This is a genomic window from Candidatus Kuenenia stuttgartiensis (genome assembly GCF_900232105.1).
GTDB lineage: Bacteria > Planctomycetota > Brocadiia > Brocadiales > Brocadiaceae > Kuenenia > Kuenenia stuttgartiensis_A.
Map to the genome: position 1 here is coordinate 646,109 of NZ_LT934425.1, position 25,562 is coordinate 671,670.

The window sequence follows — 25,562 nt, forward strand, 5'->3', positions numbered from 1 at the left end:
ATAAGAAGATTGTGTTATAAGTTTTTAAATTTTTATGATGTTATGCAATATTTATGATTAAAAAACATATAAACAGCTTATCACCCGGTATGGTGCTGGGTAAACCAATTTATGGAGAGAATTATGAGGTATTGCTAAAGAAAGGCGTTGAACTATCGCAGGGGTATATCGATAGGTTGAAAACAAGGGGATATGCTTGTCTTTACATAGAAGATAAGGATACGGAAGATATTGTTATTAAAGACCCGATTTCTGATAAAATTCGTCTTATGGCAACGAAGGATATTCTTAAAACTTACAAGGTAACGCAGACAGCCATTGTCGATATAGAAGCGGATACTTCAGAATCAGTTATCCGAAGCATCAATACCCCAAAGGTGAAAAGAACTTTTCAGGAAAGCCAGGCATTCAAACAAATGGTTGAGAATATTGACTCTTTCCTTGAGGAAATTATGGGACAGGATATTTTGTCCGGTTTGAATTCAATAAAGACAGTAGATAATTATACCTTCGAGCATTCTATAGATGCAGCAATAATATCGTTGATTATTGCAAGAAGGCTGTATCTTGACAAAAAAAAACTGAAACAAATAGCCATCGGCGAGTTTTTACACGATATAGGCAAGATTTTTATTGACGTAAAGCTGCTTAATAAACCGGGTAAGTTAACAAATGAAGAGTTTGATAAAATAAAACAGCACACTTCTTTTGGATATGAGTTACTTAAAGATATTGACACTATCGGATATGTATCTGCGCATATCCCTTATCAACATCATGAGAGGCAGGATGGGAAAGGATATCCGCGTGGCCTGGCGGGGAATAATAAGCTTGATAAGGGAGAAATCACCTATGTAGAGCATGATAAAATGATTATGGGTGCGGAGATTGCTGCCGTTGCCGACGCCTATGACGCATGTATTTCAGACCGCCCGTATCGCAAGGGAATGCCCCCTGATCTGGTGTATGATCTCATAAAAAACGGCGCCGGCACGCAATTCAACGAAGAATTAGTGAATTGCTTTTTAACGGTAATGCCGAAATATCCTGTAGGTTCAGAAATCAAGGTTATACGGGGAATGTATAAAGATTTTACGGGCGTTGTCGCCTCTGTAGAAATTTCACAAATGACCAGGCCAAAAGTAAAATTATTGTACGATAATAAACAAGGCAAAATCAAACCTGTTGAAATTGATTTAAAAAGTGATGCTTCTTTTGAAATTCAATGTATTTAAGAAATGAAGATCCTTATAATCTCTGATATCCATGGAAATGAAGCAGCATTAAAAGCCGTTTTGGAAGAAACAGCCGACATGATATTTTGTCTTGGCGATATCGTCAATTATGGGCCATACCCGAAAGAGTGCATAGAAAAAATCCGAAAATTAACGGACAAGATTGTCCGCGGAAATCATGATAATGCCATTGGTAAAAACATGGAATGCGGCTGTTCTGAAAAATATAAAGCACTGAGCGATCAAGGGAAGATTTTTACGAAAACCATACTGGATGCCGGCGAAAAAGAATTTCTTGCAAACCTTCCGCTAACGCTAAATACAGAGGCAGGCGGCGTAACATTCCTGTTGTCTCATGGCTCACCCGGCGGAGATATTTACAAATACCTCCGGCCCGAAGTTTCCGATAGTGAAATGGAAGATGAATTAAAAGGCGTGCGGGCAAATATCGTTTTGCTTGGACATACACATCTGCCTGTGGTGCGTAAGGTAGGTGAGATAACCGTCGTCAATCCGGGAAGTGTTGGTCAGCCGCGCGACGGGATACCCCTGGCTTCGTATGCCATATGGAAAGACGGCGCCCTGGAGATAAAACGGGTACCGTATGATATTGATGCTACGGCAAGGGGATTGCGGCATACAACGATACCTGCCGATCACGTAGCAAGGCTTGAAGAAATTTTAAGGAAAGGCAGGATGTAATTAACAACGCTATTTAAATAAACTCTTTTTAAGTGAAAATTTTTTCATTTTATTTAAAATCGTACGTCTGTTAAGGCCTGTGCATGCTGCTATACTACCTATCCTGCCATGATGCTTCTGAAATACGCTGACAAAATATTCCCGCTCCAACATATCCAAACGTTTCTGCAGATCCTCATAAGAGGAAATATCAGGTCCGGCATTTAAAGGTTTGGGGAGACAAAGGTTCGTAGTTGCGGAATGGTCTGCCGTCAACTCTATATTTTCGATAGTTTCGGATTCTTCCAGAAGGACAGCCTTTTCGATGACGCCTTCGAGTTCCCTGATATTTCCAGGCCATGAATGTGTCATAAGTTTTCTTAAGGCGTTTGGAGATATGCCGCTTATATTCTTTTTGAAGCGAATGTTGAATTTTTCAATAAAATGATTCACCAAAAGCGGGATATCATCGGCGCGTTCTTTTAGGGATGGAAGCCTGATTGATATAATATTCAGCCGGTAAAAGAGGTCTTTCCGAAACGTTCCCTTTTCAATTAATTCAAGGATATCCTGGTTTGTTGCAGCAATAATGCGAATATCTACTTTTATGGTCTTTTCGTCCCCTACCCGTTCTATGTACCTTTCCTGCAGTACCCGCAACAACTTAACCTGGGTGGGAATCGACAATTCTCCGATTTCATCCAGAAATATGGTTCCTTTATCCGCAAGTTCAAACTTCCCTTTTTTGTCCCGAATAGCACCGGTAAAAGAACCCTTGACATGGCCAAAGAGTTCGCTTTCCAAAAGGGTCTCAGGCAAAGCAGCGCAATTTACGGCCACCAGGTTATAGTCTTTTCTGTGGCTATTATAATGAATTGCCCTTGCCACCAATTCCTTTCCTGTTCCCGTCTCTCCCGTAATAAGAACCGTTGAATCGGTTTGGGAGACCTTTTCGATCAGGTCGTAAATATTCTGCATCAAATAACTCTTGCCGATCAGGCTATGAAAACTGTACCGCTCTCTTAATGAAGTCTGCAAACTCCGGATAGTAGTATTTTTAACCTCTAATTCCCGAAACAAGGCCTTTAGCATCTTCTGAGATTCCTGATATTGAATCTCCTTATATACCCTTTTTGTAACATCCTTACTGATAGAAAGCACACCTTGCAGTACGCCGCCATCATCAAGGATAGGAATACAACTCTGGTCAAAAAAGTGTGTAACTTTATCTGGAGAAATAATCTGCAGTTCTTTAATAGTGAATGCCTTTTTTGTTTTAAGAACATTATTAAGGTTTCTGGCCAGTTCCTGTTCTATCGATCTAAGCCGCAAGGCCAGGTAGTTTGTGCCTTTTACCTCATGAAAACTCACGCCAAATGTCCGTTCCGCAGATTTATTCATAAGCACAATGTTAAGATCCTTATCCAGGATAATAACATCTGAATCAAGGTTATCTATAATCGACTTGTCAATTTCCCCGTCACTCGCCAGGAAATAAGGCTGAATATCCGCATTACCTCCGATGTCGGGAACAAACAATTTTTGAACTGAATCCTTTTTTTCTTTCATAATCGTATTGAGATTATTTCAAATAAATGAGAAATATATTTCCCTTGCTACAATAAGATAATATTATCCATAACTTCCATATAAACAAGGAATAATGTAAAAAGTCCCCATAAATACCGCAAGATCGTACGTAAAATGCAACACATTTGAGCATGTAAATCCACAATAAAACGGAATGGCTCTTCCCATTATCCAACGATATAACGTCTTTAAAATGCGTCAAAATAGATAACATTTGTACTAATGGCAACTTACGAAATATGGCACATTCATTGCTCAAAGAACAACCAGCAAAAAACATTTTTAAAATACGGCATATGCCGCGGCAAGTTTAAAGAACAATTTTTTATTACCTTTTTGAAAGGAGGTTTTGGTTTATGATGATGCCGCTATCAAGAACACTTGAAACGTTATTGGGGCTTCAGGAAGCGCTGGATCTTACGCGTGATGCGGGATTTTTTGAGAACGGTACCGCAAGTAGCGGGGTATATCCGCCTGTAAATATTTTTGAAAAAAATGGGGACTTGGTACTCGTTGCAGAATTACCGGGAGTAAAAAAAGAAGACCTGAACATAGAGGTGAAGGAGAACATATTACGATTATCAGGAACACGTACAATCGACTACGGAAAAAATGTCAGTTATCACCGTATCGAACGTAATTTTTCGGAATTTGACAGGACGTTAAGACTGCCGTTTAACATTGAATCTGAAAAAGTTCAGGCAGAGTATAAAGAAGGTCTTTTGGTAGTTTCCTTGCCACGTGCAGAGACTGATAAACCGAAAAAGATTGCAATTCAATAATTAATCAATAATCAAATTATGAGAGGAGGATAGTATGGGTAACGAAGCAAAAGAAGTTGCAAAGGCTGAAAGTCGGAAACCAGTAAAAACTGAGTTTGAAGGCGAAAAAACGGTACCAGGAAAATATTATGTTCCCAGAACAGATATAGTTGAAACAGAAAAAAACCTGGTTGTTTGCATGGATGTCCCGGGTGTAAAAAGGGAGAACATAAATGTCATGCTGGAAAATAATATCCTTGAGGTTGATGCCAAGATTGACTTCTCGCCGTATGAAAACCTCAATCCGGTATATACTGAATACAATGTAGGCCATTATACACGGAAATTTACCGTATCAAATACCATTGATACCGAGAAAATTGATGCAAACCTTGCAGATGGCGTCTTGGTCCTGACACTTCCAAAGGCTCCAGAAGCACAACCAAGAAAGATTCAAATAAAATGACAAGAGTTGGCAAAAAGCAATTAACATTGTTTCTTATGAATAAATTTTGATTTGACATGTTTGTTGTTAGTGAAAGAAAAGGAGGTTTTTTGAATAATGAATATCTTACATTTTCTTTAGAAAGGAGGCTATTATGGCCTGGAAAGACTTAATTACCTGGAACAGGAAGAAGCAACAGCAATTACAACCTGAGATGCGGCATCCCGTTGCCACACTCCATCGGGAAGTGGATCGGTTATTTGATGATTTCTTCAGAGGTTTTGACAGATTTCCATCCATTTCCTTTAAAGAAGAACGATTCGCAGAATTTTCGCCGAGAATAGATGTAAGTGAAAATGACAGAGAGATTGAAATTACTGCAGAAGTACCGGGTATGGATCAAAATGATGTTGAAATTACTTTGAGGGATGATGTGCTTACGATTAAGGGAGAGAAGAAACAGGAAAAAGAAGAAAAAGACAAAGAGTACTATCATGTAGAGCGGAGTTATGGGTCATTTTACCGCTCTCTGCAACTTCCATGTGAAGTTGACCAGGAAAAAGTGAAGGCATCATTCAATAAAGGAGTGTTGAAGATACATCTACCCAAAAGCGTAAAAGCGCATGAAAATGTGCGAAAGATTGAAGTAAAAAGCGAGTGATTGTGATGGTTATTATGGAAGCGCTTATTATCGCTGCCATGCGATTGGCGCTTCCATAGTAGATGTAATTTACCACTGGGCATTTATTATTTTCAAAATAAAAACAATTGCACCTATGATAGTTTGTTACGTGATTGGGAAACACCTGAGGTTGAAAAAGATACTTCAACGCCTTATTTTGCAGTAGCCGAAGCAAATGGAAAAAATACGAAATTCTTTGGGACACCAATATAGAGTATGTAGTAGAAGTTTGCGTAATCAATGTTTTTTGTTTTGCATTACAAGAGAGTTAAGGCTATGGAGTTGAATACGAAAGGCAAATTGCCGCATCCGGAAAACTGGAAATCAATGCATTTTTATGAAAAATTTGAGCATATTGTCTCAATTGCTTTAACGGTTATAATTTCAATTGTGATCATTATTGCTTTTTTACGACTCATAGTTGATGTATACAATCTCCTTATAGTGCTTGCCCTGAATCCAATTGAACATTCAGTATTTCAGACAATTTTCGGAATGATTATGACATTACTCATTGCTCTTGAATTTAAGCATTCAATTCTTCAGTCAATATTCAGGCGGGCAAGCATTGTTCAGGTAAGGACGGTAATGCTTATAGCAATACTTGCGTTGGCTAGAAAACTTATCATTCTTGATGTAAAAACCGAATCACCCGCCATTATTGCAGCGCTTTCTGGTGCTTTGCTGGTGGCAGGTATTGTGTTCTGGCTCATAAAGGAAAGAGAGGATAGCGCGAGATACAAAAACAGATAATCGGTATCATAATTCCGAATAATATTAAACGGAAAATAAAATTACCATAACTTTTGCAGGCTAGTATGTTTTAGTGTTTTGTAACCGGCAGTTGATACAGCGGTTAATCAGGGTCGCGTCAAATTCTTATTTAACCAATTACAACGGATGTTCACCCCTGCCAAAACGCATAAGTGCTTAATACATAGTTTGTTAAGGCTGTATTTTTAATAAATATGTAGTCACTAATATATTGTTATTATCCGACAATATACTTGACTGATAATGGTTGTTATCTGTACAATGGTGGACATGCATATTGTAGAGAACAAGTCAAAATCCGGTAAAAAAATCTATCGATCTACCCTTCTGCGGGAATCGTACCGTGAGGATGGGAAGGTCAAGAAACGCACCATTGCGAATCTGTCGAATTGCACTCCCCTGGAGATTGAAGCGATAAGACTTGCACTCGCACATAAAGACGATCTCTGTGCATTGGGCGCATTGTCAGAATCGGTGAAACTCCATGAGGGTTTGTCTGTGGGAGCAGCGTGGAGCGTGTACCAAGTGGCAAAGGAATTAGGGATAGAAGAGGCATTGGGAAAGGACTTTGAAGGAAAGCTGGCGCTTTGGCAAGTAATGGCAAGGGTAATAGGCCGGGGGTCAAGACTGTCTGCAGTAAGGCTGGCGCAGATACATGCTGCGGGTGACGTCCTGGATATGAAGCGTGGGTTTGACGAGAACAATCTGTACGATAATTTGTCATGGTTGTCAGAGAATCAGGCAAAGATAGAGCGAAAGCTGTTTGAGTTAAGACGAGGAGGCAATAAGCCGAAGTTGTTTTTGTATGACGTGACGAGCAGTTATTTAGAGGGGAAGTCGAATCATTTTGGTGAGTACGGGTATAATCGTGACGGCAAAAAGAGGAAAAAACAGATAGTGATCGGTATGCTTTGTGATGAATCCGGGGAGCCGGTATCAACAGAAGTATTTAGGGGTAACACCCAGGATCCGAAGACCTTTGAATCTCAGGTAAAGAAGGTATTAGAGCGGTTTGGATGTAAAGATGTAACGATTGTAGGAGATCGTGGGATGATCAAGACGGTGCAAATCGAAAGTTTACCGGAAGGGTTTCATTACATAACGGCGATAACTAAGCCGCAGATAGAGTCGTTGATAAATAAAGGGATACTGCAATTAGGATTGTTCGAAGAAAAGCTCTGCGAGATAAAGGATGATGAGGTTCGATATATTCTGAGGCGCAATCCGGTAAGGGCGGAAGAGATGTCAAAGACCCGTGTATCAAAATTACAGAGTATAGAGAAATACATCGTGAAGAAGAACAGTTATCTGAAGGAACATCCTAAGTCGTCAGTATCGAAGGCACTGGAAACAACAAGGGAAAGGCTAACGAGATTGAAACTTGATGGGTGGGTGCAGATAAAAGAAGAGGATAGGACGCTAAAGATAGAGAGAGATGAGGAAGCATTAAAGGAGGCATCATACCTTGATGGTTGTTACGCAATCAAGACTGATCTTGAGGAGAACGAGGCGGATACCAATCTGGTACATGAACGATACAAGGATTTAACGGAAGTGGAGAAGGCGTTTCGGGACTGTAAGACGGTGAATTTGGAGGTTCGTCCGGTGTATGTAAGAAAGGAGGATAGTACACGGGGACATGTGTTTGTGGTAATGCTTGCGTACATGATAATTCGAAGGCTGCGCAGAGCGTGGAAGAATTTTGACTTGACGGTAGAGGAAGGTCTCGCACAATTGACGACCATTTGTTCGATGGAAGTAACAATCAAAGGCCAAAAAGCTAGTTGCCAGAAGATCCCGCGTCCGCGGCAACAATCACATGAATTATTAGAGGCATTACAGATAAAGTTGCCAGAAGTATTGCCAAGCCGGAACATACGGGTAGTCACTAGAAAAAAGCTTGCTGTTCGGCGTAAAAGTCAATAAATATAAGGCTTTTACGGCACTTTTGTTTTTTGACTTGGGGTGAACATCCGTTACAATATAAAGAATTACCTCGAATCTAAAAAACGGCTTGTTTATGGTAATATCAAAACACTTCAACACGGACTTTGACGTGGCCCTGGCGGTTAATAACTTGCCAAAGAGATATTTTTTGTTATAATTTAAATTTTAAAATTTCAGAGCCCCTTTTTGACTAAAAACATTAAAATAATGTCAAACGAATCAGAAAAAAAACTTGATAAACTTGAAGATGATAAAGAAGCAACTCCTGAAGGGAAGTATGCTTCGCCGTCCGATACCGAATCAGAGAGTAAGAATGGTGGTGATCCAGAATCGAATGAGATTGAAGTTGTTCAACCATCAGAGGTACTGTTTGCGGAACAGCAGGCAATAGTACAATCACTAAAACAAGAATTAGATGAAAGTAGAAATAAGATTGGTGAACTTCAGCATTCCGTACGCAGACTGGCGGCTGATTTTGACAATTACAAGAAGTGGGTCGCAAAAGAACGCCAGATAGTTGAACGTACGGCAACTGAATCACTCATTAAAAAATTACTCGATATTTACGAGAGTCTTGAAAAAGCTGCTGCCACTAACGATGAATCCATGGGCAAGGAATTCAAAGAAGGGATAAAATTAATTTATAAAGAATTTTCCCGTGTGTTAAAATCTGAAGGACTAGAGCCTATAAAAGCGGAAGGGACACAATTAGATGTCTGTAAACATGAGGTTTTGATGCAGATGGTGAATGATGAGGCGCCGGAGAATACCATATTGCAGGAAATACAAAAGGGGTATTTGCTAAACTCCCTGGTTTTAAGACCTGCAAAGGTAGTGGTATCACAAAAATCGCAAAAAGAAGAGACTTAAGGAACTGAAAACACTAAAAATTAGGAAGAGATTAAAGGAGAATAGGATATGTCAAAAATTATTGGAATAGATTTAGGCACAAGCAATTCTGCCGCTGCGGTATTAATAGGTGGTAAACCGACTATTATCCCAAGCGCTGAAGGGGCGACCATCGGAGGAAAGGCATTTCCTTCCTATGTTGCTTTTACAAAAGACGGGGAAAAACTTGTAGGCGAACCGGCAAGGAGGCAGGCCGTTAGCAATACAGAGGGCACAATATATGCGATAAAGAGAAAAATGGGGACCGACTATAAAGTCGAGATTAGGGGAAAAAGTTTTACTCCTCAACAAATTTCCGCATTTATTCTGCAAAAAATCAAACATGATGCTGAAGCGTATCTGGGAGAACGTGTTGAAAAGGCGGTAATAACGGTTCCTGCATATTTTAATGACAACCAACGTCAGGCAACAAAAGACGCCGGTACTATTGCAGGACTCGACGTGGTGAGGATTATCAATGAACCTACTGCGGCGTCATTGGCATATGGATTAGACAAGACGGAAGAGTCTCAAAAGATTCTTGTTTTTGATCTGGGCGGTGGTACTTTGGATTGCACCATCATGGACTTTGGCCAAGGCGTATTTGAGGTTGTTTCTACCAGCGGCGATACCCAACTAGGCGGCACGGACATGGATAATCATATTGTTGATTATCTGGCAGAGGAGTTTAAAAAGGAATTTGGCATCGACCTGAAAAATGACAAGATGGCAATGCAGAGATTGAGAGAGGCGGCAGAAAAGGCGAAAATAGAACTCTCCACAACACTTTCCACAGATATTAACCTTCCGTTTCTTACGGCGGATGCTTCCGGCCCAAAACATTTTACACATTCCATGACGCGGGCAAAAATAGAACAACTGGTTTCTCCAATAGTTAACCGGTGCGGCGCTTCTATAGAACAAGCATTGAAGGATGCGAAAATGACGGCGAACGACATCTCCAAAATCATCCTCGTAGGAGGCCCTACCCGTATGCCATGTGTTCAGAAATATGTGGAAAATTACGTGGGAAGGAAAATTGAACGCGGAATTGACCCTATGGAATGCGTTGCTATGGGCGCAGCCATACAGGCGGGTGTTTTATCAGGAGAGGTAAAGGACCTTGTATTGCTGGATGTAACTCCGCTTTCTTTGGGCATTGAAACGCTTGGCGGCGTTACCACTCATTTAATAGAAAGAAATACCACTATTCCCACAAAAAAGAGCCAGATTTTTACCACTGCAGAAGATAATCAGAGCAGTGTTGAAATACACGTTCTTCAGGGCGAACGTTCCATGTCGCGTGACAATGTAACCCTTGGAAAGTTTCATCTTACCGGGATACCTCCGGCGCCAAGAGGGGTTCCTCAGGTAGAAGTATCTTTTGATCTCGATGCAAACGGCATAATTAACGTACATGCGAAAGATCTTGGGACAGGAAACGAACAGAAAATTACAATAACCGCTTCAACAAAACTGAGCCAGGAAGAAATTGATAAGATGGTCAGAGATGCGCAGAATTACGCCGACCAGGATAAACTGGTGAAAGAAAAGATAGAAATAAAAAACAAGGCGGATAATCTGGCGTATAGCGCAGAAAAAACATTGAAGGACCTGGGCGATAAAGTAGAGAGTGCACAAAAACAGCAGGTAGAAAATGCAATCAAAAATCTGAGAGAAGCAATCAAATTGGAAGACGAAAAAGACATCCAGAAAAAGATGGATGAATTAACAAATATCCTGCAGGAAATCAGTACAAAGATTTATCAGGAAGCTGCAAAGAAAGAAGGCCCACAGACGCCTCCTCACGGCGGCGGTGAACAGGAAGAAAAGGGTGGTGGAAAAGGCAAAGGGGGCGAAGATGATATCATTGACGCCGATTATGAAGTAAAAAATTGATGATACTATTCCTTTGCCGGTGAGGTTCTTCGAAGAATAATGACGGAGGTATTTTATAAAAATACGCTGTCCGCATTAAAGGTTTGCAAAGAAATACCCGTTTTAACGATTGCTTTTGAAAAATCTAATCCCCAACTACTATTTTTATTCTTATTTGAAGAAATGGTAGTTGGGGATTTTGTGTTTCTATACTTAGTGGTTAAGTGGCCAATTGGGATTTTACAGGCTGGTTTGGGTTGTAAACCTGAACCCGCCGGGGTCTTACTCATTCTGTGTAATCTGTGAAATCTGTGGTTTTTCTTTTATTAATTAATGATTTCTACTAATAATGTATGATTCCTTCTCTTTTATCCATTTCCAGATAATTGCCGCATTCATACTTGATATAACTATTGGCGATCCACAATGGCGTTTTCATCCCGTAAGATTGATAGGGAAATCTATTCATTGTATAGAATATATCGTGCGTAGATTGCCTCTGCCGGAAAGGTTGATGGGGTTGTTTTTAACCGGCGGCATTGTGTCCGGCGTGTATATAATCACCTGCGAAATTATGTCCCTTTCTAAACAATGGAACCCGGTATGTCAGGTAATAACGGGAGGTATTATTGTTTATTTTGCGATTTCCATAAAAAATCTGGCAGATGAAGCAAAAAAAGTGATCAACATGCTTCGTATAAATGATTTAAAAAATGCCAGAAGTATGTTATCCCGCATTGTGGGACGCGATACAGCAGATTTAAACAGAGAACAAATAATACGCGCAGCTATAGAAACGGTGGCAGAGAGTTGTGTTGATGGCACTTTAGCGCCATTATTTTATTGTTTCATTGGAGGACCGGTCGCAGCGATGACCTATAGGGCGGTAAACACGCTGGATTCTATGGTTGGATATAAAAACGAAAAATATATAAAGCTTGGATGGGCGTCAGCGAGATTGGATGATATGGCAAACTACATCCCGGCAAGATTATCTGCCTTGTTTATTCCTGTGGCTTCTTTTTTATGCGGGCATGGTTTTCAATCCTCTTTAAGGACGGCTTTTCAGGAAGGAAGAAAACATGAGAGCCTTAATAGCGGAATACCCGAGGCTGCTTTTGCAGGTGCATTGGGGGTTCAACTGGGAGGGCCAAGCACCTATGGGGGTGAAGTTGTGGATAAACCCTATATCGGCGATAATAAAAAACAGTTAACACTGGAATCGCTGGAAATGGCGTTAAGGCTAATGTTTGTCACGTCCGTATTGTTTTTGATAAGCGGATTAAGTTTCATCATGATGGTCCGGGTTTTGGCAACGACGCAGCATTCGAGGTGACATGAAAATGCCGTTCCTGCCCCCTGATTCAGAAGGATAAATTCCAGCAGAAATCAAAAATCCTTTAGCGGGTTCACATGCAATGCGTCTTTCCAAAAATATTGAAATTCCTATACATTAAATTATGAACTGTACTAAGCATTTTTTGGAAACATTAGACCCAAGGGCAAAGATCATATCCCTTTTTTTTATTGTTTCCTGCATGGCCTTAACGCCGATGAGCAGGGCGAAGGATTTTGGAGTATATTTTTTGTTAATACTTGCAATCTTTTTATTTTCCGATATTTCACCAGCCCGGTTATTGCAAAAATTTCATTTTGTCCTGTTTCCCATCACCGTATTGCCTTTTATGCTACTGTTCATTCTTTTTTTAAGAAGAGCATTTATTTGTTATTTTATCAAAGGAAGCTGTTCGGCAGTAAGTATTGCGAAAGAAGAAATATGGACTTTTTTGTGCTTTATAATCAAACTTGATTTATCTATAGTATTCATTGTTGTTGTATCAGTAACTATGTCCTATACAGATTTTTTGAGAGGAGTGGAGAAATTATATATACCACGGGCACTTGTATTACGCATGGTATCTGCTTTGTATCATATCATTCAATTAATCAATAACAGTAAGAGGCTGTTGCGGTTTGAAATGTACCGTTTTATCGGCTTTAAACACCGGAGAAAATTAAAAAAATATATCCCTGCCCCATTTACATTATTTGACAAAAGACCTGATTCTCCCGGAAAAGACCATAGTGTATTATGTATTTGTGCTGGCGGAGAAATGTACAACACGGCGCATTTGCGGTTTTCCTATAAGGATTTTTTGTTTATGATAGGCGTAATCATCATGCTGGTATGCATCGTTTCCGGAGTAATTTATAAAATAGAAAACATTAAAATATCACACTCACATTTATGGCAAAATTTACAGATATGATTACTTCAAAAAGTTAAAGATTCGCGGTTACAATCTCTTTTTATCAACATGAGGCATCGACTCACCGGATATTAAAGGAAGAATTCTGACATGGAAATAAATTCTAATAAAGGACGCGTTTGTTACACAGAAGACATTTGTGCTGACGGCATATGTTGTTTTATGAGCATTCCCAGGAAGCAGAATCATTTGGGCATATGGAAACATATCTTCAGGAAAAGAAGCGCTGCGTATGGCATAAAATTGCTTTATACCGCCCTTCACGCAAAGGATATTGTTTATAATCCATGCAAGTGCCTGGAGTTTTATTTAACATGGAAAGATGACGCATCCGATGATATGCAGATACTATTGCGATGCGCTGCGTATGGTAAAAAGCGCAGGCCGTATGTATGCAAGGCATTTCCCGACAGGAAAGATAGTTTTATGCACGACGTCCCGGCACCTTGTATTTACAACGAGTATATTGCCCCTGAAGAATATGTCAGATTGAAACACACACACGTTTTCCGTCTTTTTTATGCCATCAAAGACGACCAGGCTCTTTTGCGCAAAATCTCTCCCCATTGTTCAGTCGATGATACACGGAAAAGACTAGATCAGTGTAAAGATAGTGTAAAAATAAGTGCCATCTGGAATGAAAAACCTTCGGAATATTTTCTAATAGAAGTACCAAAGGTTCCATCTATTCTCTGCACTTCAGAAGTACACCCCGTAATAAAAACGATACGGCAGGCATACAATCGCTGGACCGGACATATTGAGACATGGCTGGAAAAGCATTATGGCGATAAATGGCATACTTATTTGGAACAGGCGCTTGAAAACGAAGATAACAGGCCTGGCAGAAAAAAGAAGGAGAAAATATTCAAAAGCAAGATGACAAAATGAAACATCCATGAACCTTTGGTTCACAAACATGTAGTAAAATAAATAATCCACAAATTACCACGATTTCCACAGATCAGGAGAAGATTAAAGCGGTTTTTTATCTGCGCTAATCGTTCGACTCACGACGAAGTCTGCGAAATCTGCGGATAAGAATTATTTTAAGGAAGCAAACATTTTACTATGTATACTGTACTATCATATGCACTGCAAATTTTTTCAAAAGAGTAAGGTGTTGCAAAATCGTAAGCCTCTTGATTATTCCTTATGCATAGTATTCAAGCAGTACATTTAGTATCTCTTTTGTGTTTGTTTTGCTTTTATCAAATATTACTTTCCCATAAGGCTCTCTTGGCCCCCATCTGTCAAAGTTTGGTTTGGAAAAAAGAGCGATAGTTTTCGTCCCTACTGCAACTGCAAGATGCATTGGGCCTGAATCAGGAGTTACTATGACCTTACACTTTGATACTAAGGCAGCTACTTCGCGCAATGTGGCATTTTTTATGTATAAGGCAGATCCTATTACCGATTGTATACATTTTTCATTTCCCATCTCTTCTGGCCCTATAAATATTACCATGGGGATATGCCGTGTTCTCAGATTCTCTGCAATAATACCAAAACTTTCCAGATTCCATGCCTTTCCTTTTTTTTGTCTGCCGCCGGTAAATATGCCAATCGGTTTCTTAAATGAATCTCCGAAATGCAATTTGAAGAAATCTTCTGCCCTGAGCTGTTCTTCCGGTTTGAGTATAATTTTGCGTTCATCAAAAGCTGCTATCCCTATTTGTTGCATACATTCCCGGATTTGATCTACCTTGTGACGCGATTGTGGATGTTTAAAAACAGAGGTAAACAATATATTGCCATCGTTTCGCATACACCCGATGCGATGCCTGGTTCCGGATGCATATGTGATATAGGCGCCCAGTGAATTAGTCGCCGTGCTTAGATGAATGGCTGCATCGTACTTTTCTTTTCGAAGTATTGTAATAAGACGCCATAATCGATGCGGAAGCACAGTGTCTATTCGTTTGATAGTATGAATTTGTTTTATGGCATATCCCTCCAGTATGGATTTTGCATGCCTCCCCCCAACAAAACAGAATTGCACATTTGGCAGGGCTTTAATAAGCGCTGATACAGCGGGGGTAACCAGGATAGTATTCCCTAAACGTTGGTTTACGGAAACAAGCAGTATCTTCTTCATTGCATACAGGTTGGGCAAAGGTTCAACGCCAACATGCATCATACGTGCAAGAGCCAGTAAAAAGATACGGCGAATACTGAGTTTCAGGCAGCGCAGAAAACTTGAACGTTTGAAATGTTTCCCGGATAAAGCGAGACCAAATTCATCTTTTAAAACAGGGGTATATTGCTTTTCCATCTTTTCCTTTGATTACTCGTTTAAAAGAATATGTCACAATAAATGACAACTCTTATACCAGGCAAACATTAAGGGTTGATGAAGAAGACATGAAGAAAGCTTAATGTGTAAGGCAATTGATACATCAATCAAGGGAAGCGTTGGTACCGCTTAAGATACGTGTAACTAAAAAACAGGTTAGCGATTGAAATGACTTTTTGGAAGGGTAACTAAAAAAGCGCTGCCTTTTCCTATTGTGCTTTTTACTTCTATTTTTCCTTTATGAAGGTCTGCTATGTTTTTGCAAATACTTAATCCCAGGCCTACCCCTCCGGTATCCCTTGACCTTGAAGCATCTACACGAAAAAACCTGTCAAAAATCTTGTTATGGTCATTTTCGGAAATCCCTATTCCGGAGTCCCTGATTGAAACAATAACTTCATTTTCCAAATCTTTCAGAGAAATGCAAATATTGCCTCCCGGGGAAGTATATTTAATCGCATTATCCAAAAGATTGGAAAACAAACGATAGAGTAATTTTTGATCTCCATCTATTGTAATATTTTCCATCTTACTTATTGTGCAGTCTATTTTTTTAGTTTCTGTAATTACTTGAAACGCTGTGTAAAGTTCACACAGCATTTTTTTAAGATCAACATCATAGAACTCTTGTTTTGCCGCGTCTGTTTTCAGCAAAACCAGTAAATCATTTATCATGTTAATTATTTTTTCATGCTCAATTAAATTATTTTCCAGCAGTTCGCAATATTCTTCCGGGGTTCTTTGTTTTGCAAGCATTACTTCTATTCCGGCTTTTAGAGCAGCAAGCGGCGTTCTTAATTCATGGGAAACATCAGAGGTAAATTGAATAATTTTTCGGAAGGCATCTTCAAGACGGTCTAACATAAGATTAATTGTATCCGTCAATTCTTCTAACTCACTTCCTGTATGTGCGGGTTTAAGTCTTGTATGTAAATTGTATGCCGTTATTGTTTTGGCTGCGTTTGTAATATATCCGACAGGATCAAGGCTTTTTTTGGCGATAAACCAGCCTCCTATGATAGTGATAATAACAATTCCCGGCATTATCACTATTATATCATCCCTGAAATTTTTTAATGTTTTATATGATGGCTTCAGAGAGGTAGCCATCTGTAAAACATATTTCGGGCTGTTATCCTGGAATACGGGTATTGTTAAAAGAAGGAAGCTATCGGTTGAATCTTTTGGTTTGGCGGTATCGAATGTTTCATTTCCATTTTTTGCATTGTTAATTGCTTTTTCAAAAGTTTTTAAAGGGAACTCAATGGAATTTACCGATGTAATGATTGAATTATTTTCTATATCATATAACAATGCTGATATTTTAAAAAATTTCCCGACGGAAACTTCTTTTTCGATTTCAGTTTTCAGGGCATCCAGATTTAAATTCGTTTCCGTAAAATGTTGTAAAATATCTTCACCTTCATCTAAAAGGATTGCACACATTTCTTTATTAAGTACATAGTATAAACGATAGTATAAGTATATTCCTAAAATGACTACTATTAGCAATACTGAAGTAGCGTACCAGAGTGTTATTTTAAAACCAATTGTTCGGAAAAATTTAATCTCTTTCTTCGAGAACATAGCCGACCCTTCTCACCGTATGTATAATGCCTTTATCAAAATCTTTCTCCAGTTTATTTCTTAAACGACTAATGTGAACATCAATTACATTGCTAAAGCTTTCATAATTGTAATCCCATATGTGCTCAGAAATCATCGTTCTGGTTAAAATCTGTCCTGGGTTTCTCATGAAATATTCAAGAATAGAGAATTCAATGGGCGTTAACTCAATCTTTTGTTTATCCCGGAATACTTTTCTGGTTTTGGGATCAAGTGTTACATTGCCTGTTTTTAAATTTGATACATAATTGTCTGTTCTTCTCCTCATGCAAGCGCGAATACGTGCTAACAGCTCGGAAAAAGAAAAAGGCTTGACTATATAATCGTCAGCTCCAATATCCAGACCGTTTACTTTATCGTTTACGGAATCTATTGCCGTGAGAAATATTGCCGGAGTGTGAATTCCGGTGTTTCTTATTTGTTTCAGTACTTCCTTTCCATTGATTCCCGGAAGCATTATATCTACTACTATGAGGTCATAATTCTCATGTGTCGCCAAATGTAAGCCATCAATACCATTATGCGCTATATCAACAGTATAGGAATTTTCCTCAAGGCCTTGTTTTAAATACTTTGCAATTTTTTTTTCATCTTCTATGATTAAAATTTTCATGGGGATTAACTTTATTATCGGATGCAATATGAAGAGTCTGTATGCCAACAAGCAAAAATGACCGGTGGCAATCTCTGAATCGGGAGGATATGATACCCTTGTTCCACCGTACCTATCAGGAAATCATTGCAGATACGGCTGTTTTTTGCACAGTTCCGGAAAGAGTAAAAAGCCGTATGGAAGAGTTGTTGGCTGGATATTAAAAGGCACTCGATGGAGGCGTTAAAAATTGAGGACACACAATAAAAGTCCAACATTCAAGGACTCGGTGTATACAGTTGACAACTTACACAACATACTGTCATAAAATTGCTTAGGCGACATTATTTCCATTTTCGTAATAAACTCACGTTAGCGAACTTTTAACCGTGTGTATCCCTGATGCTCGCCATAAATATCAGACCAGACGATACCAACGTCCCACAGTTCTCCCTTTTTCATCAGGTTAAGCAATGCTCCAAATTCTTCAATGTTATTCACCCGATACTGCCCTACATATACAAGTACATGGCCTGCCTTAATTCCAACATTCTCCGCAGGACTTTTCTTTTGGACTTCAGAGATTAGCACCCCACCCTTAACCCACCATAAATTCAATTGTTGCGCAAGCTGCGGGGTTAGGTCCTGGACGTAAAGCCCAAGTTTCTCCAAGGCAAGCTTTTCCGCCGAAGGCATTGGAGCCTTTTCAAGGCTAACCGACAACTCCATTTCCTGACCATTGCGATTAATGGTAATAATTAATTTATCACCTGCATCCTTTTTCAGAATATATTTTTCAAAATCAAGCACATCAAAGATTCTTTTCGAATCAATCTTTATAATACAATCTCCGGTTTTTATTTTTGCCTTATGTGCCGGACTTTCCTTTTCAACGGAAGTGACCAGTATACCATTTGAAACATAGCCCTGCTCCTCTACTTGTGCGCCAAACCATATTTTATTAATCTCCCTGAAGTTAAATAGTTTGACAAGTGTTTCACGAACCTTATCCACAGGAATGGCAAACCCTATACCCTGCGCATGATTTACGATTGCCGTGTTTATCCCGATAAGTTCTCCGTCAATATTAATCAAAGGCCCTCCGCTGTTTCCCGGGTTTATCAAGGCGTCTGTTTGAATAAGCCCGTTATATTCGAGGTTGCCATATTCCCCGCTAAAAGTAAAAGTACGGTTCTTTGCGCTTAGAACACCGATAGTTACCGAATTTTCCAGACCAAACGGGTTACCCAGGGCAATCACCGTTTCGCCGATCATAAGGTCCTTTGACGTGCCCATTTTAACATAAGGAAGCGGGCTTTCTGATTCTATTTTTAACACGGCAAGATCGGTCACAGGATCAGAACTAATCATAGTAGCCTCGTAGTTTTTGCCATCTGCCAGCCTTACATTAAGCTTTGAAGCCCGGCTTACAACATGTTCGTTTGTTACGATATAACCGTCCTCATCAATAATTACCCCTGAACCCAAAGGCTTTTCTACTACCTTCCGTTGACTCTTATTAAAATAATCATTAAAAAATTGTTCAAATAATTCGCTCCTGAACCCAAAAAAAGGATCTCCGTACCGTTGTTTAATAAATCTTTCCGTGCTGATATTAGCAACTGCAGCGCTTGTCTTTTCCACGGCAACGACCACAGGCGTCCTGCGGTTAGAATGCTCATTTAAAGCAAATGCCGCATTATTTGACAATAATGCGGCATTTGCACATATGAAGACAATAAAATTGAAAAGAGAAAACAATTGATGCTTCATCCGAATATCTTCTTATAAATTAAAAACCATTTTTTATGTTACTCAGTGAAAACTGCCTTGTGGGCTGCTGCCCGGTGGCTTGCCGTGCATACCTCCTCCGCCGTATTCACCGGGAATCTGGTCTTTTGTTGTATTCAACACATCTATTGCTTCCTTTAAATTCCTTTCGACTGCCTGCATGGTAAAATCATCTTCTTTTCTCATAAGCTTCGCTACCTTATCTTTACCGATAACGTAGATACATTCGGAATTTTTACTCTTTGCATAATAGTTATTTTCATCCTTCTTTTTTCCGATATAAAGGACTTCATCACGTTCACCCAAGCCAATGATAATAGACAGTTGCGGTTCATCTAATGCAAACTGTGTCAGATTTGTTGCTTTGTACTGTTCTATATATTCACCCGTCAGTCTTTCAAGGTTATGGACATAATATTCCACTTCCCGGCTTTGAAAGTCTTTTACATCGTAATTTTTTAACGTCCAAAAATTATCCGCCTTTTCTATCTGTATTTCCCTGTCAGGATAGACGAGGGTAAGTTTTCTCACATCCATCCTTTCAAAATCTAAAATCTTTGTCGGGGCTAACTCGGCATTAAAATCCCTTATTTTTGGCCAGGACAACTCAAATACCAAATTAACTCCGTCAATCATAGCATATGAATTGTCCATATCTCCCCCCCCAACAGTATTCCCTATCAACAATGTTTTTGTCTCAATGATTTTGTTAATAGTGTCTTTCGCATCAGTTGCTATATTTTGTTTTTCAGATTTTTGATTAATAATTTTTTCGTATGTCACGTGAATTTTCATTCTTGGATTATCCAAACCGAAAACACTAAGATCCGAGGGGTTTTCCGCAACATAATTTTCCGCTTTTAAGAAAGAGAGATCCCATACGATTTGATTCACCTTGTCTGCATCAGCACGCGCCTGAATCGGTTTGCTTAGTTCCCAAATAGCATTACCTTCTTCGTCTGTTTTATTCGTTTTTTCACATAAAAAAGTGCGGTCTGTTTTTTCAATTACAATCTTCTTAACCAGTTCTTTATCAAAATCGCAGACCAATCTGTCTCTGAAAGCAATCAGCGCATTTTCAAGCTTGTCATAAAATTCAACCGTTGAAACGGTATATACCGGATCTTCATCTACCCGCTTTACATAACATTTATTACCTTCGGGCAATTTATTTCCCACATAAAATCTTGACAATTCTTTATTTTCTTCTTTTATCACGGAAACCTCAAATACAGGATCTTTTAACCCATATACTGATAAATCTTCCGGTTTGTCAGAAACAAAGTCTACTATTTCAAGAGTTTTAATTTTCTCAATAAAATTCCTAGCACTGTCCTGATCCGCATAAATATCAATTGGTTTTCTGATAACCCAGTCAAGCTCCAGTGATTTTTCGATGGATATCGTATCTTTTTTTGTTTTAAATTCCAGCTTGTTCACTCCATACGAACCGTAAGAATCAAACCTCACTAAAACCCTATCTCTCAGATCGTTTGGTTTCTTTTTGATTTCAGCAAGAATATTATCCTTTAGCAAAAAAATACTTTTCTCATCTACACGCTTAGCATACACTTTGTTATCAAGTGAGTATCCGAAAATGACCGATTGATCATGTCCCCGTTCAGTAACTGTAACCATATATGCCGGATTATCCAGCCCGAACTTGGACAGCTCTACTTCTCCTTCCGGAAGAAAATCCTCCCGATCGATTTCGAGATTTTTAAGTTTTGCGATGATATCTCTTACCTTTTGCAAATCAGCCAGGTCGTCAAGAGGTTCCTTAATTCTCCAAAACTCTCTGTCTTTCTCACAAACAATGTTATATTCTTTTGTTTTTATTTGCAGTCGCGTAACCGCTTCTTTGTCAAAGGTAAAGACCCACTTGCTTCTTAAATCAAGAATGCTTTTATTGATTTTTTCCAGCAAGCTACCCGGTACAACAAAAACTTCATCATTTGTGTCAAGTTTAATATATACATTATCGCCCGCCGCAAGTCTTTCTCCAATGAATACGGTGTATTTATTGCTTGGCCCTGTTATCTGTATTTTGTCCGGACTGGTTTTTACACTTGTGTACATCGTGATATAGTTCTCTTGTTTATCAAAACCATAATATTTTAAGTCAAATGGTTTGTCTCCTTCTTTTTCAAATGAGCCTACTTTCGACATAAACTCAAACTCGGAGAGAATACTTGAGACCTCAGAATTATTTGCACGCAGCCTGTAAGGTTCCACAATAAACCAAAAACCATTCTCAGCTTTTTCCAGTACTATTTTACCGGTTTCGTTCTTTAATTCTATCTTGTTCACCAGTGACGCTTTGAAATATGGCAGCACCTTTTTTTGTAACCGCTCCCACTCCTCTTGGGGCAGTTGCTTTTTTTCATAAACAAATATATACGTTATGCCTATAATTGCAATTATTAAGAGAATTATGGTAGTTTTAAATTTCATTGCTTAACTATTTCCTCCCACGAAGAATAAACTCTAATCAGAAGCGACTGCCACATAAATAATTTTGCCTTATATAAAAATGTATGAAATACAAAGGTCACACATTATTAAAAATCCAGACAACATGGATAAACACCAATCACCTGGGAATTGCCGTTCATTCCTAACGACGTCTTTTCCACCACACGATACCGCCAATAACTATCGGAACCAAAGGAATACCAGCAATTGAAACCCAAAAAATAACTTTCATTTGTTCTGGGTGAATCACCGCCTTACGGAAATCAGCATCTTTGGCGGAAATACCTAATTGTGTCTCCTTCTTAGCAAGCCAATTAATTGAATTACGCACTAAATCATGATTGCCGGGATTATCTCCAAACTCGTTTGTGGCAAAGTCCACATCTCCAAAAACAACCAGCCTTGCACCTGTTGGTTTTGCATTCGGGTCGTTTGCCATTGCAGGGTGCGCCTGTGTGACGCTTTTCGGCAATTCTTTCACCTGGGATGCCGCCGCCAGAGAAATAGGACTTAATACATCTGTTTCCATGTTTTTCTCTGGTTTTTTATATTTCAAATCCGCAATATCTGTTTCTCCCCAGGCGCTATCGGGCGCGTACATCAATACCTTAGCCTCATACGGCATTTGGTCATTCGGAGGGGCGGCATCTATGGAACATGCGCCGTAAAGTATCGTATTGTAATTTTTCAAATCGTCGGTAATTCTGTGGTCGCCATATTCTTCATTTTTTACATAAATCTCTGCAACCGTTTGTATACCAAACAGCGGCATCTTTACAGTATTATAAATTACAATGTCATCACGAACTACCATGCCATATTCTCCCAAAAGAGTTCCGAAACCGGTAGTGATATTGGGTGGAACTGCGGGTTCCAGCATGAGCAGCAAATTCCCTCTGTTTTCCAGATAATTTCTTATAATATTCAGCTCTTCTGTCAGATATGCCTTGGAAGGTCCCGCAACAATCAACACGTCGCAGTCATCAGGGATTTTCTTTTTATCCATGATATTCAAAGGCGCTACGCGACAGTTGTCACGTTTCAGGGCATTTGCGATTCCGGAAATACCGACCCTGTCGTAATCGTCAAATTGGCGTTCACCGTGCCCCTGAACAAAATAAATCGTTGTTTGTTTTTCCTGTGTAACGTTGAGGATTGCCCCCGTAAAAGCTTCTTCTCCTTTAAACCTAAAAGGATATTGCCGCTCCATCACGTCACTCTGTTGTACATGCTTGCTATATTCCCCGCATTCAAACACAACAGAATTTAATTGAAGGTCACTGATTTTCAGGCGCATTGCTAATTCTTCCACCTTGCTGCGACTTCTCAGTGGGTCAATATTTTCAATCTTTATTTTTTCTGTGTTGTTATGCGCGTATTCTTTCAAAATGTCTACAATTTGCTCAAAAAACATCTCGCCCTGATTGAAGAGAGTGGTGATCACGACAGGTTTATCGAGATTCTTAAGTATATTTTTTGTTTTTTGTGAGAGAGTATATTTCCCGGTAAGTGTAAGATCAAACCTTACATAGTGCCTATGGTTAAGGAAGCCAACAATTGCAAAAATACTTGCGGCAAAAATCGACATGACCGCTACGTTTGTTCCGACAAGGGCTTTTCTCTTGGACGCTTCCGTAGAAAACCACTTGTTTCTCATCGCTTTTAAAATACTAAACCCAATAATGATAGCACTACCAATACCCGTGGGCACTACCGAAGACACACTCCAGCCATTTAATATCCTGGATAACCCAAAACCGGATATTGCTGCAATAATTCCGGCTAATATGATATAACCACTGTACAAATCAATCCAATCTTTCTTTTTATCACTCACAGCACTCATCTCCATCTCCTGCTTTCAACAATGCGTACGACAATGAATAAAAGTAACGTCGAAAAACTAAAGTAATAGACTATATCTCTTGTATCCACAATCCCTTTAGTAAATGTTTCCCAGTGATCATACGTGCCGATATACCGTAAAGTACTATAAAGCCACCCTTCGTTTTCCGCACTTGCCAATCCAATTACCAGCAATATAAGTAACGCTACAATACCGGTAACCGCCGCAACAATTTGATTTTTTGTTACTGCAGAAACGAGCATACCGACAGAGACAAACAGCCCCCCCATTAACACCAATCCAATATAACTGGCAATTATTGCACCATAATCGGGGGAACCCACCCATGCCAGAAAAATAATATAAAATGCCGTTGGAGCAATCATGATATTATATAATGCCCATGCTGCCAGGAATTTTCCAAAAACCACTGCAAAATCGGTAATCGGTGCCGTCATGAGCGGTTCAACCGTCCCGGTTTTATTTTCCTCTGCCAGCAATCGCATCGTAATGACGGGGGTGAGAATGGAGAGAATGAATTGTGTATATGCCAGGCTGTATCTCAATGTTGTTTCCTGCGTTATACCCAACATAATTGAGAAAAAATAACCCGAAAACACCATAAATACCGCGATAATAACGTAGGCGATTGGGGAAAGAAAATATGCATTGATTTCTCTTTCAAAGATAGTACCTGTGCTTGTCATTTACAACACCACCTCCTTTTCTTTCGTAGTAATCTGATGGAATATTTCTTCAAGTGTTATTGCATCTTGCCTCATATCCCTGATAATTCCATTATTTTTCACTATGCTTAAAAATACTTCTTCCCGAATATCGGAATCTCTTTCCGTTTCAATTGAATATTTATTAATTTCACCTTTGTCACGCCAAGTGATCTTTTTTACGCCTTTTATAACTGATAAAGCATCCTTGACCTTTTCACCATTTCCACGCACTTCGAGTTCAATGAGGTTTCCGCCTTTGAGTTGGTCACCTAAATTTGACGGCGTATCCATAGCAACGATCTTTCCCTTATTTATAATAATCACACGTCCGCAAATCATCTCTACTTCCGGAAGTATATGGGTAGATAGCAGGATGGTATGTTTTTCACCCAATTCCCTGATAAGCTGCCTGACCTGCCTTATTTGATTTGGATCAAGCCCGATTGTCGGTTCGTCAAGAATAAGGATTTTAGGGTCATGTACCAGGGTATCTGCCAATCCTACCCTTTGCCGGTACCCCTTTGAAAGAGTGCCGATAATTTGTTTTTTTACATCCTGAATTCTACATTTTTCTATACATTCCGCAATTTTTGTTTTACGTTCACGATATGGCACTTTTTTTAATTTCGCACGAAACGTAAGGTATTCGTTAACCCGCATTTCCGGGTACAGGGGTACATTTTCCGGCAAATACCCGATTAATTTACGCACGTTTATTGAATCCCGAAAAACATCGTATCCATCTACTACCGCAGTGCCTGAAGTCGCCGGCATATAACAGGTCAGGATACGCATTGTAGTCGTTTTGCCTGCGCCATTTGGACCCAAAAGCCCTAATATTTCACCCTGATTCACCTCAAAAGAAATGTCATTAACCGCATAAACATCTGCATACCGCTTCGCCAAATGTTCAACCTTTATCATTATTCTCACCCCCTCATATTTATATCAAACAGCAGAAAACGTCCCGAAAAGTTACATACATTCATGGCCAGTAATGTTTCGTTTAAATGTCTACATCATCATTATCATTGCCGCAACAACAAAGCAAGTTTCG

General features: G+C 39.4%; 22 protein-coding genes. 13 read left to right on the forward strand and 9 right to left on the reverse strand.

Translation table 11 applies throughout. The annotated features are described in order from the left end of the window. Nucleotides 1-53: 53 nt before the first annotated feature. Together KSMBR1_RS02960 and KSMBR1_RS02965 are read left to right on the forward strand one after the other, a co-directional pair. Nucleotides 54-1,235 (forward strand): HD-GYP domain-containing protein, encoded by a 1,182-nt coding sequence (locus KSMBR1_RS02960; RefSeq protein WP_099323994.1) that lies wholly within the window; start codon nt 54-56, stop codon nt 1,233-1,235. Between the two features lie 3 nt (nt 1,236-1,238). Next, nucleotides 1,239-1,937 carry a metallophosphoesterase family protein gene (locus tag KSMBR1_RS02965; RefSeq protein WP_099323995.1) on the forward strand — a complete coding sequence of 233 codons (699 nt, stop codon included), beginning with the start codon at nt 1,239-1,241 and terminating at the stop codon, nt 1,935-1,937. Nucleotides 1,938-1,946: 9 nt separating this feature from the next. Here KSMBR1_RS02965 and KSMBR1_RS02970 read toward each other — a convergent pair whose 3' ends face one another. Next, nucleotides 1,947-3,485, reverse strand: coding sequence for a sigma-54 interaction domain-containing protein (locus KSMBR1_RS02970; RefSeq protein ID WP_099323996.1), 1,539 nt, complete (start codon nt 3,483-3,485; stop codon nt 1,947-1,949). Nucleotides 3,486-3,862: 377 nt separating this feature from the next. Here KSMBR1_RS02970 and KSMBR1_RS02975 point away from each other — a divergent pair, with 377 nt between their 5' ends. The 10 genes from KSMBR1_RS02975 to KSMBR1_RS03025 all read left to right on the forward strand — a co-directional run bounded on the left by KSMBR1_RS02975 (nt 3,863) and on the right by KSMBR1_RS03025 (nt 14,042). Next, a complete protein-coding gene (locus tag KSMBR1_RS02975; RefSeq protein WP_099323997.1) occupies nt 3,863-4,288 on the forward strand; it encodes an Hsp20/alpha crystallin family protein in 426 nt (141 codons plus the stop codon). 34 nt (nt 4,289-4,322) lie between these two features. Continuing rightward, on the forward strand, nt 4,323-4,733 hold the full coding sequence (locus KSMBR1_RS02980) for an Hsp20/alpha crystallin family protein (protein WP_099323998.1): 411 nt from the start codon (nt 4,323-4,325) through the stop codon (nt 4,731-4,733). 133 nt (nt 4,734-4,866) lie between these two features. Next, nucleotides 4,867-5,373: an Hsp20/alpha crystallin family protein gene (locus KSMBR1_RS02985; RefSeq protein WP_099323999.1), complete on the forward strand. Its 507-nt coding sequence runs from the start codon at nt 4,867-4,869 to the stop codon at nt 5,371-5,373. A gap of 297 nt (nt 5,374-5,670) precedes the next feature. Then, nucleotides 5,671-6,147 (forward strand): phosphate-starvation-inducible PsiE family protein, encoded by a 477-nt coding sequence (locus KSMBR1_RS02990; protein ID WP_197705318.1) that lies wholly within the window; start codon nt 5,671-5,673, stop codon nt 6,145-6,147. 291 nt (nt 6,148-6,438) lie between these two features. After that, a complete protein-coding gene (locus KSMBR1_RS02995; protein ID WP_420886551.1) occupies nt 6,439-8,094 on the forward strand; it encodes an IS1634 family transposase in 1,656 nt (551 codons plus the stop codon). Nucleotides 8,095-8,322: 228 nt separating this feature from the next. Further along, nucleotides 8,323-8,985, forward strand: a complete 663-nt coding sequence (locus KSMBR1_RS03000; protein ID WP_099324000.1) for a nucleotide exchange factor GrpE — start codon at nt 8,323-8,325, stop codon at nt 8,983-8,985. Nucleotides 8,986-9,033: 48 nt separating this feature from the next. Then, a complete protein-coding gene (dnaK, locus tag KSMBR1_RS03005; protein ID WP_099324001.1) occupies nt 9,034-10,902 on the forward strand; it encodes a molecular chaperone DnaK in 1,869 nt (622 codons plus the stop codon). Nucleotides 10,903-11,230: 328 nt separating this feature from the next. Next, nucleotides 11,231-12,217 carry an adenosylcobinamide-phosphate synthase CbiB gene (cbiB, locus tag KSMBR1_RS03015; protein ID WP_099324003.1) on the forward strand — a complete coding sequence of 329 codons (987 nt, stop codon included), beginning with the start codon at nt 11,231-11,233 and terminating at the stop codon, nt 12,215-12,217. Nucleotides 12,218-12,341: 124 nt separating this feature from the next. Beyond that, nucleotides 12,342-13,151: an energy-coupling factor transporter transmembrane component T family protein gene (locus KSMBR1_RS03020; RefSeq protein ID WP_099324004.1), complete on the forward strand. Its 810-nt coding sequence runs from the start codon at nt 12,342-12,344 to the stop codon at nt 13,149-13,151. Between the two features lie 90 nt (nt 13,152-13,241). After that, a complete protein-coding gene (locus tag KSMBR1_RS03025) occupies nt 13,242-14,042 on the forward strand; it encodes a hypothetical protein (RefSeq protein ID WP_099324005.1) in 801 nt (266 codons plus the stop codon). A 262-nt stretch (nt 14,043-14,304) separates the two neighbouring features. Here KSMBR1_RS03025 and KSMBR1_RS03030 read toward each other — a convergent pair whose 3' ends face one another. From KSMBR1_RS03030 to KSMBR1_RS03040, 3 genes are all read right to left on the reverse strand, one after another. Continuing rightward, on the reverse strand, nt 14,305-15,426 hold the full coding sequence (locus tag KSMBR1_RS03030) for a glycosyltransferase family 9 protein (protein WP_099324006.1): 1,122 nt from the start codon (nt 15,424-15,426) through the stop codon (nt 14,305-14,307). A 177-nt stretch (nt 15,427-15,603) separates the two neighbouring features. Beyond that, a complete protein-coding gene (locus tag KSMBR1_RS03035; RefSeq protein ID WP_099324007.1) occupies nt 15,604-17,034 on the reverse strand; it encodes a HAMP domain-containing sensor histidine kinase in 1,431 nt (476 codons plus the stop codon). Beyond that, on the reverse strand, nt 17,012-17,686 hold the full coding sequence (locus KSMBR1_RS03040) for a heavy metal response regulator transcription factor (RefSeq protein WP_099324008.1): 675 nt from the start codon (nt 17,684-17,686) through the stop codon (nt 17,012-17,014). Before KSMBR1_RS03040 ends, KSMBR1_RS03035 begins: the two co-directional genes overlap by 23 nt. Before the next feature lie 41 nt (nt 17,687-17,727). On the opposite strand from KSMBR1_RS03040, the gene KSMBR1_RS20715 reads away from it, so the two are divergent. Continuing rightward, on the forward strand, nt 17,728-17,889 hold the full coding sequence (locus KSMBR1_RS20715) for a hypothetical protein (RefSeq protein ID WP_157820349.1): 162 nt from the start codon (nt 17,728-17,730) through the stop codon (nt 17,887-17,889). Between the two features lie 148 nt (nt 17,890-18,037). Here KSMBR1_RS20715 and KSMBR1_RS03045 read toward each other — a convergent pair whose 3' ends face one another. From KSMBR1_RS03045 to KSMBR1_RS03065, 5 genes are all read right to left on the reverse strand, one after another. Beyond that, a complete protein-coding gene (locus tag KSMBR1_RS03045) occupies nt 18,038-19,438 on the reverse strand; it encodes a trypsin-like peptidase domain-containing protein (RefSeq protein ID WP_099324009.1) in 1,401 nt (466 codons plus the stop codon). 42 nt (nt 19,439-19,480) lie between these two features. Beyond that, nucleotides 19,481-21,910, reverse strand: coding sequence for a DUF4340 domain-containing protein (locus KSMBR1_RS03050; protein WP_099324010.1), 2,430 nt, complete (start codon nt 21,908-21,910; stop codon nt 19,481-19,483). Between the two features lie 163 nt (nt 21,911-22,073). Next, complete coding sequence (locus tag KSMBR1_RS03055; protein ID WP_157820350.1) at nt 22,074-23,777, reverse strand: GldG family protein; 1,704 nt, start codon at nt 23,775-23,777, stop codon at nt 22,074-22,076. Beyond that, entirely contained in the window at nt 23,774-24,484 is a 711-nt protein-coding gene (locus KSMBR1_RS03060) for an ABC transporter permease (protein WP_099324012.1), read from the reverse strand. The genes KSMBR1_RS03055 and KSMBR1_RS03060 overlap by 4 nt, the downstream gene beginning before the upstream one ends. Beyond that, nucleotides 24,485-25,429, reverse strand: coding sequence for an ABC transporter ATP-binding protein (locus tag KSMBR1_RS03065; protein WP_099324013.1), 945 nt, complete (start codon nt 25,427-25,429; stop codon nt 24,485-24,487). Nucleotides 25,430-25,562: the final 133 nt, after the last annotated feature.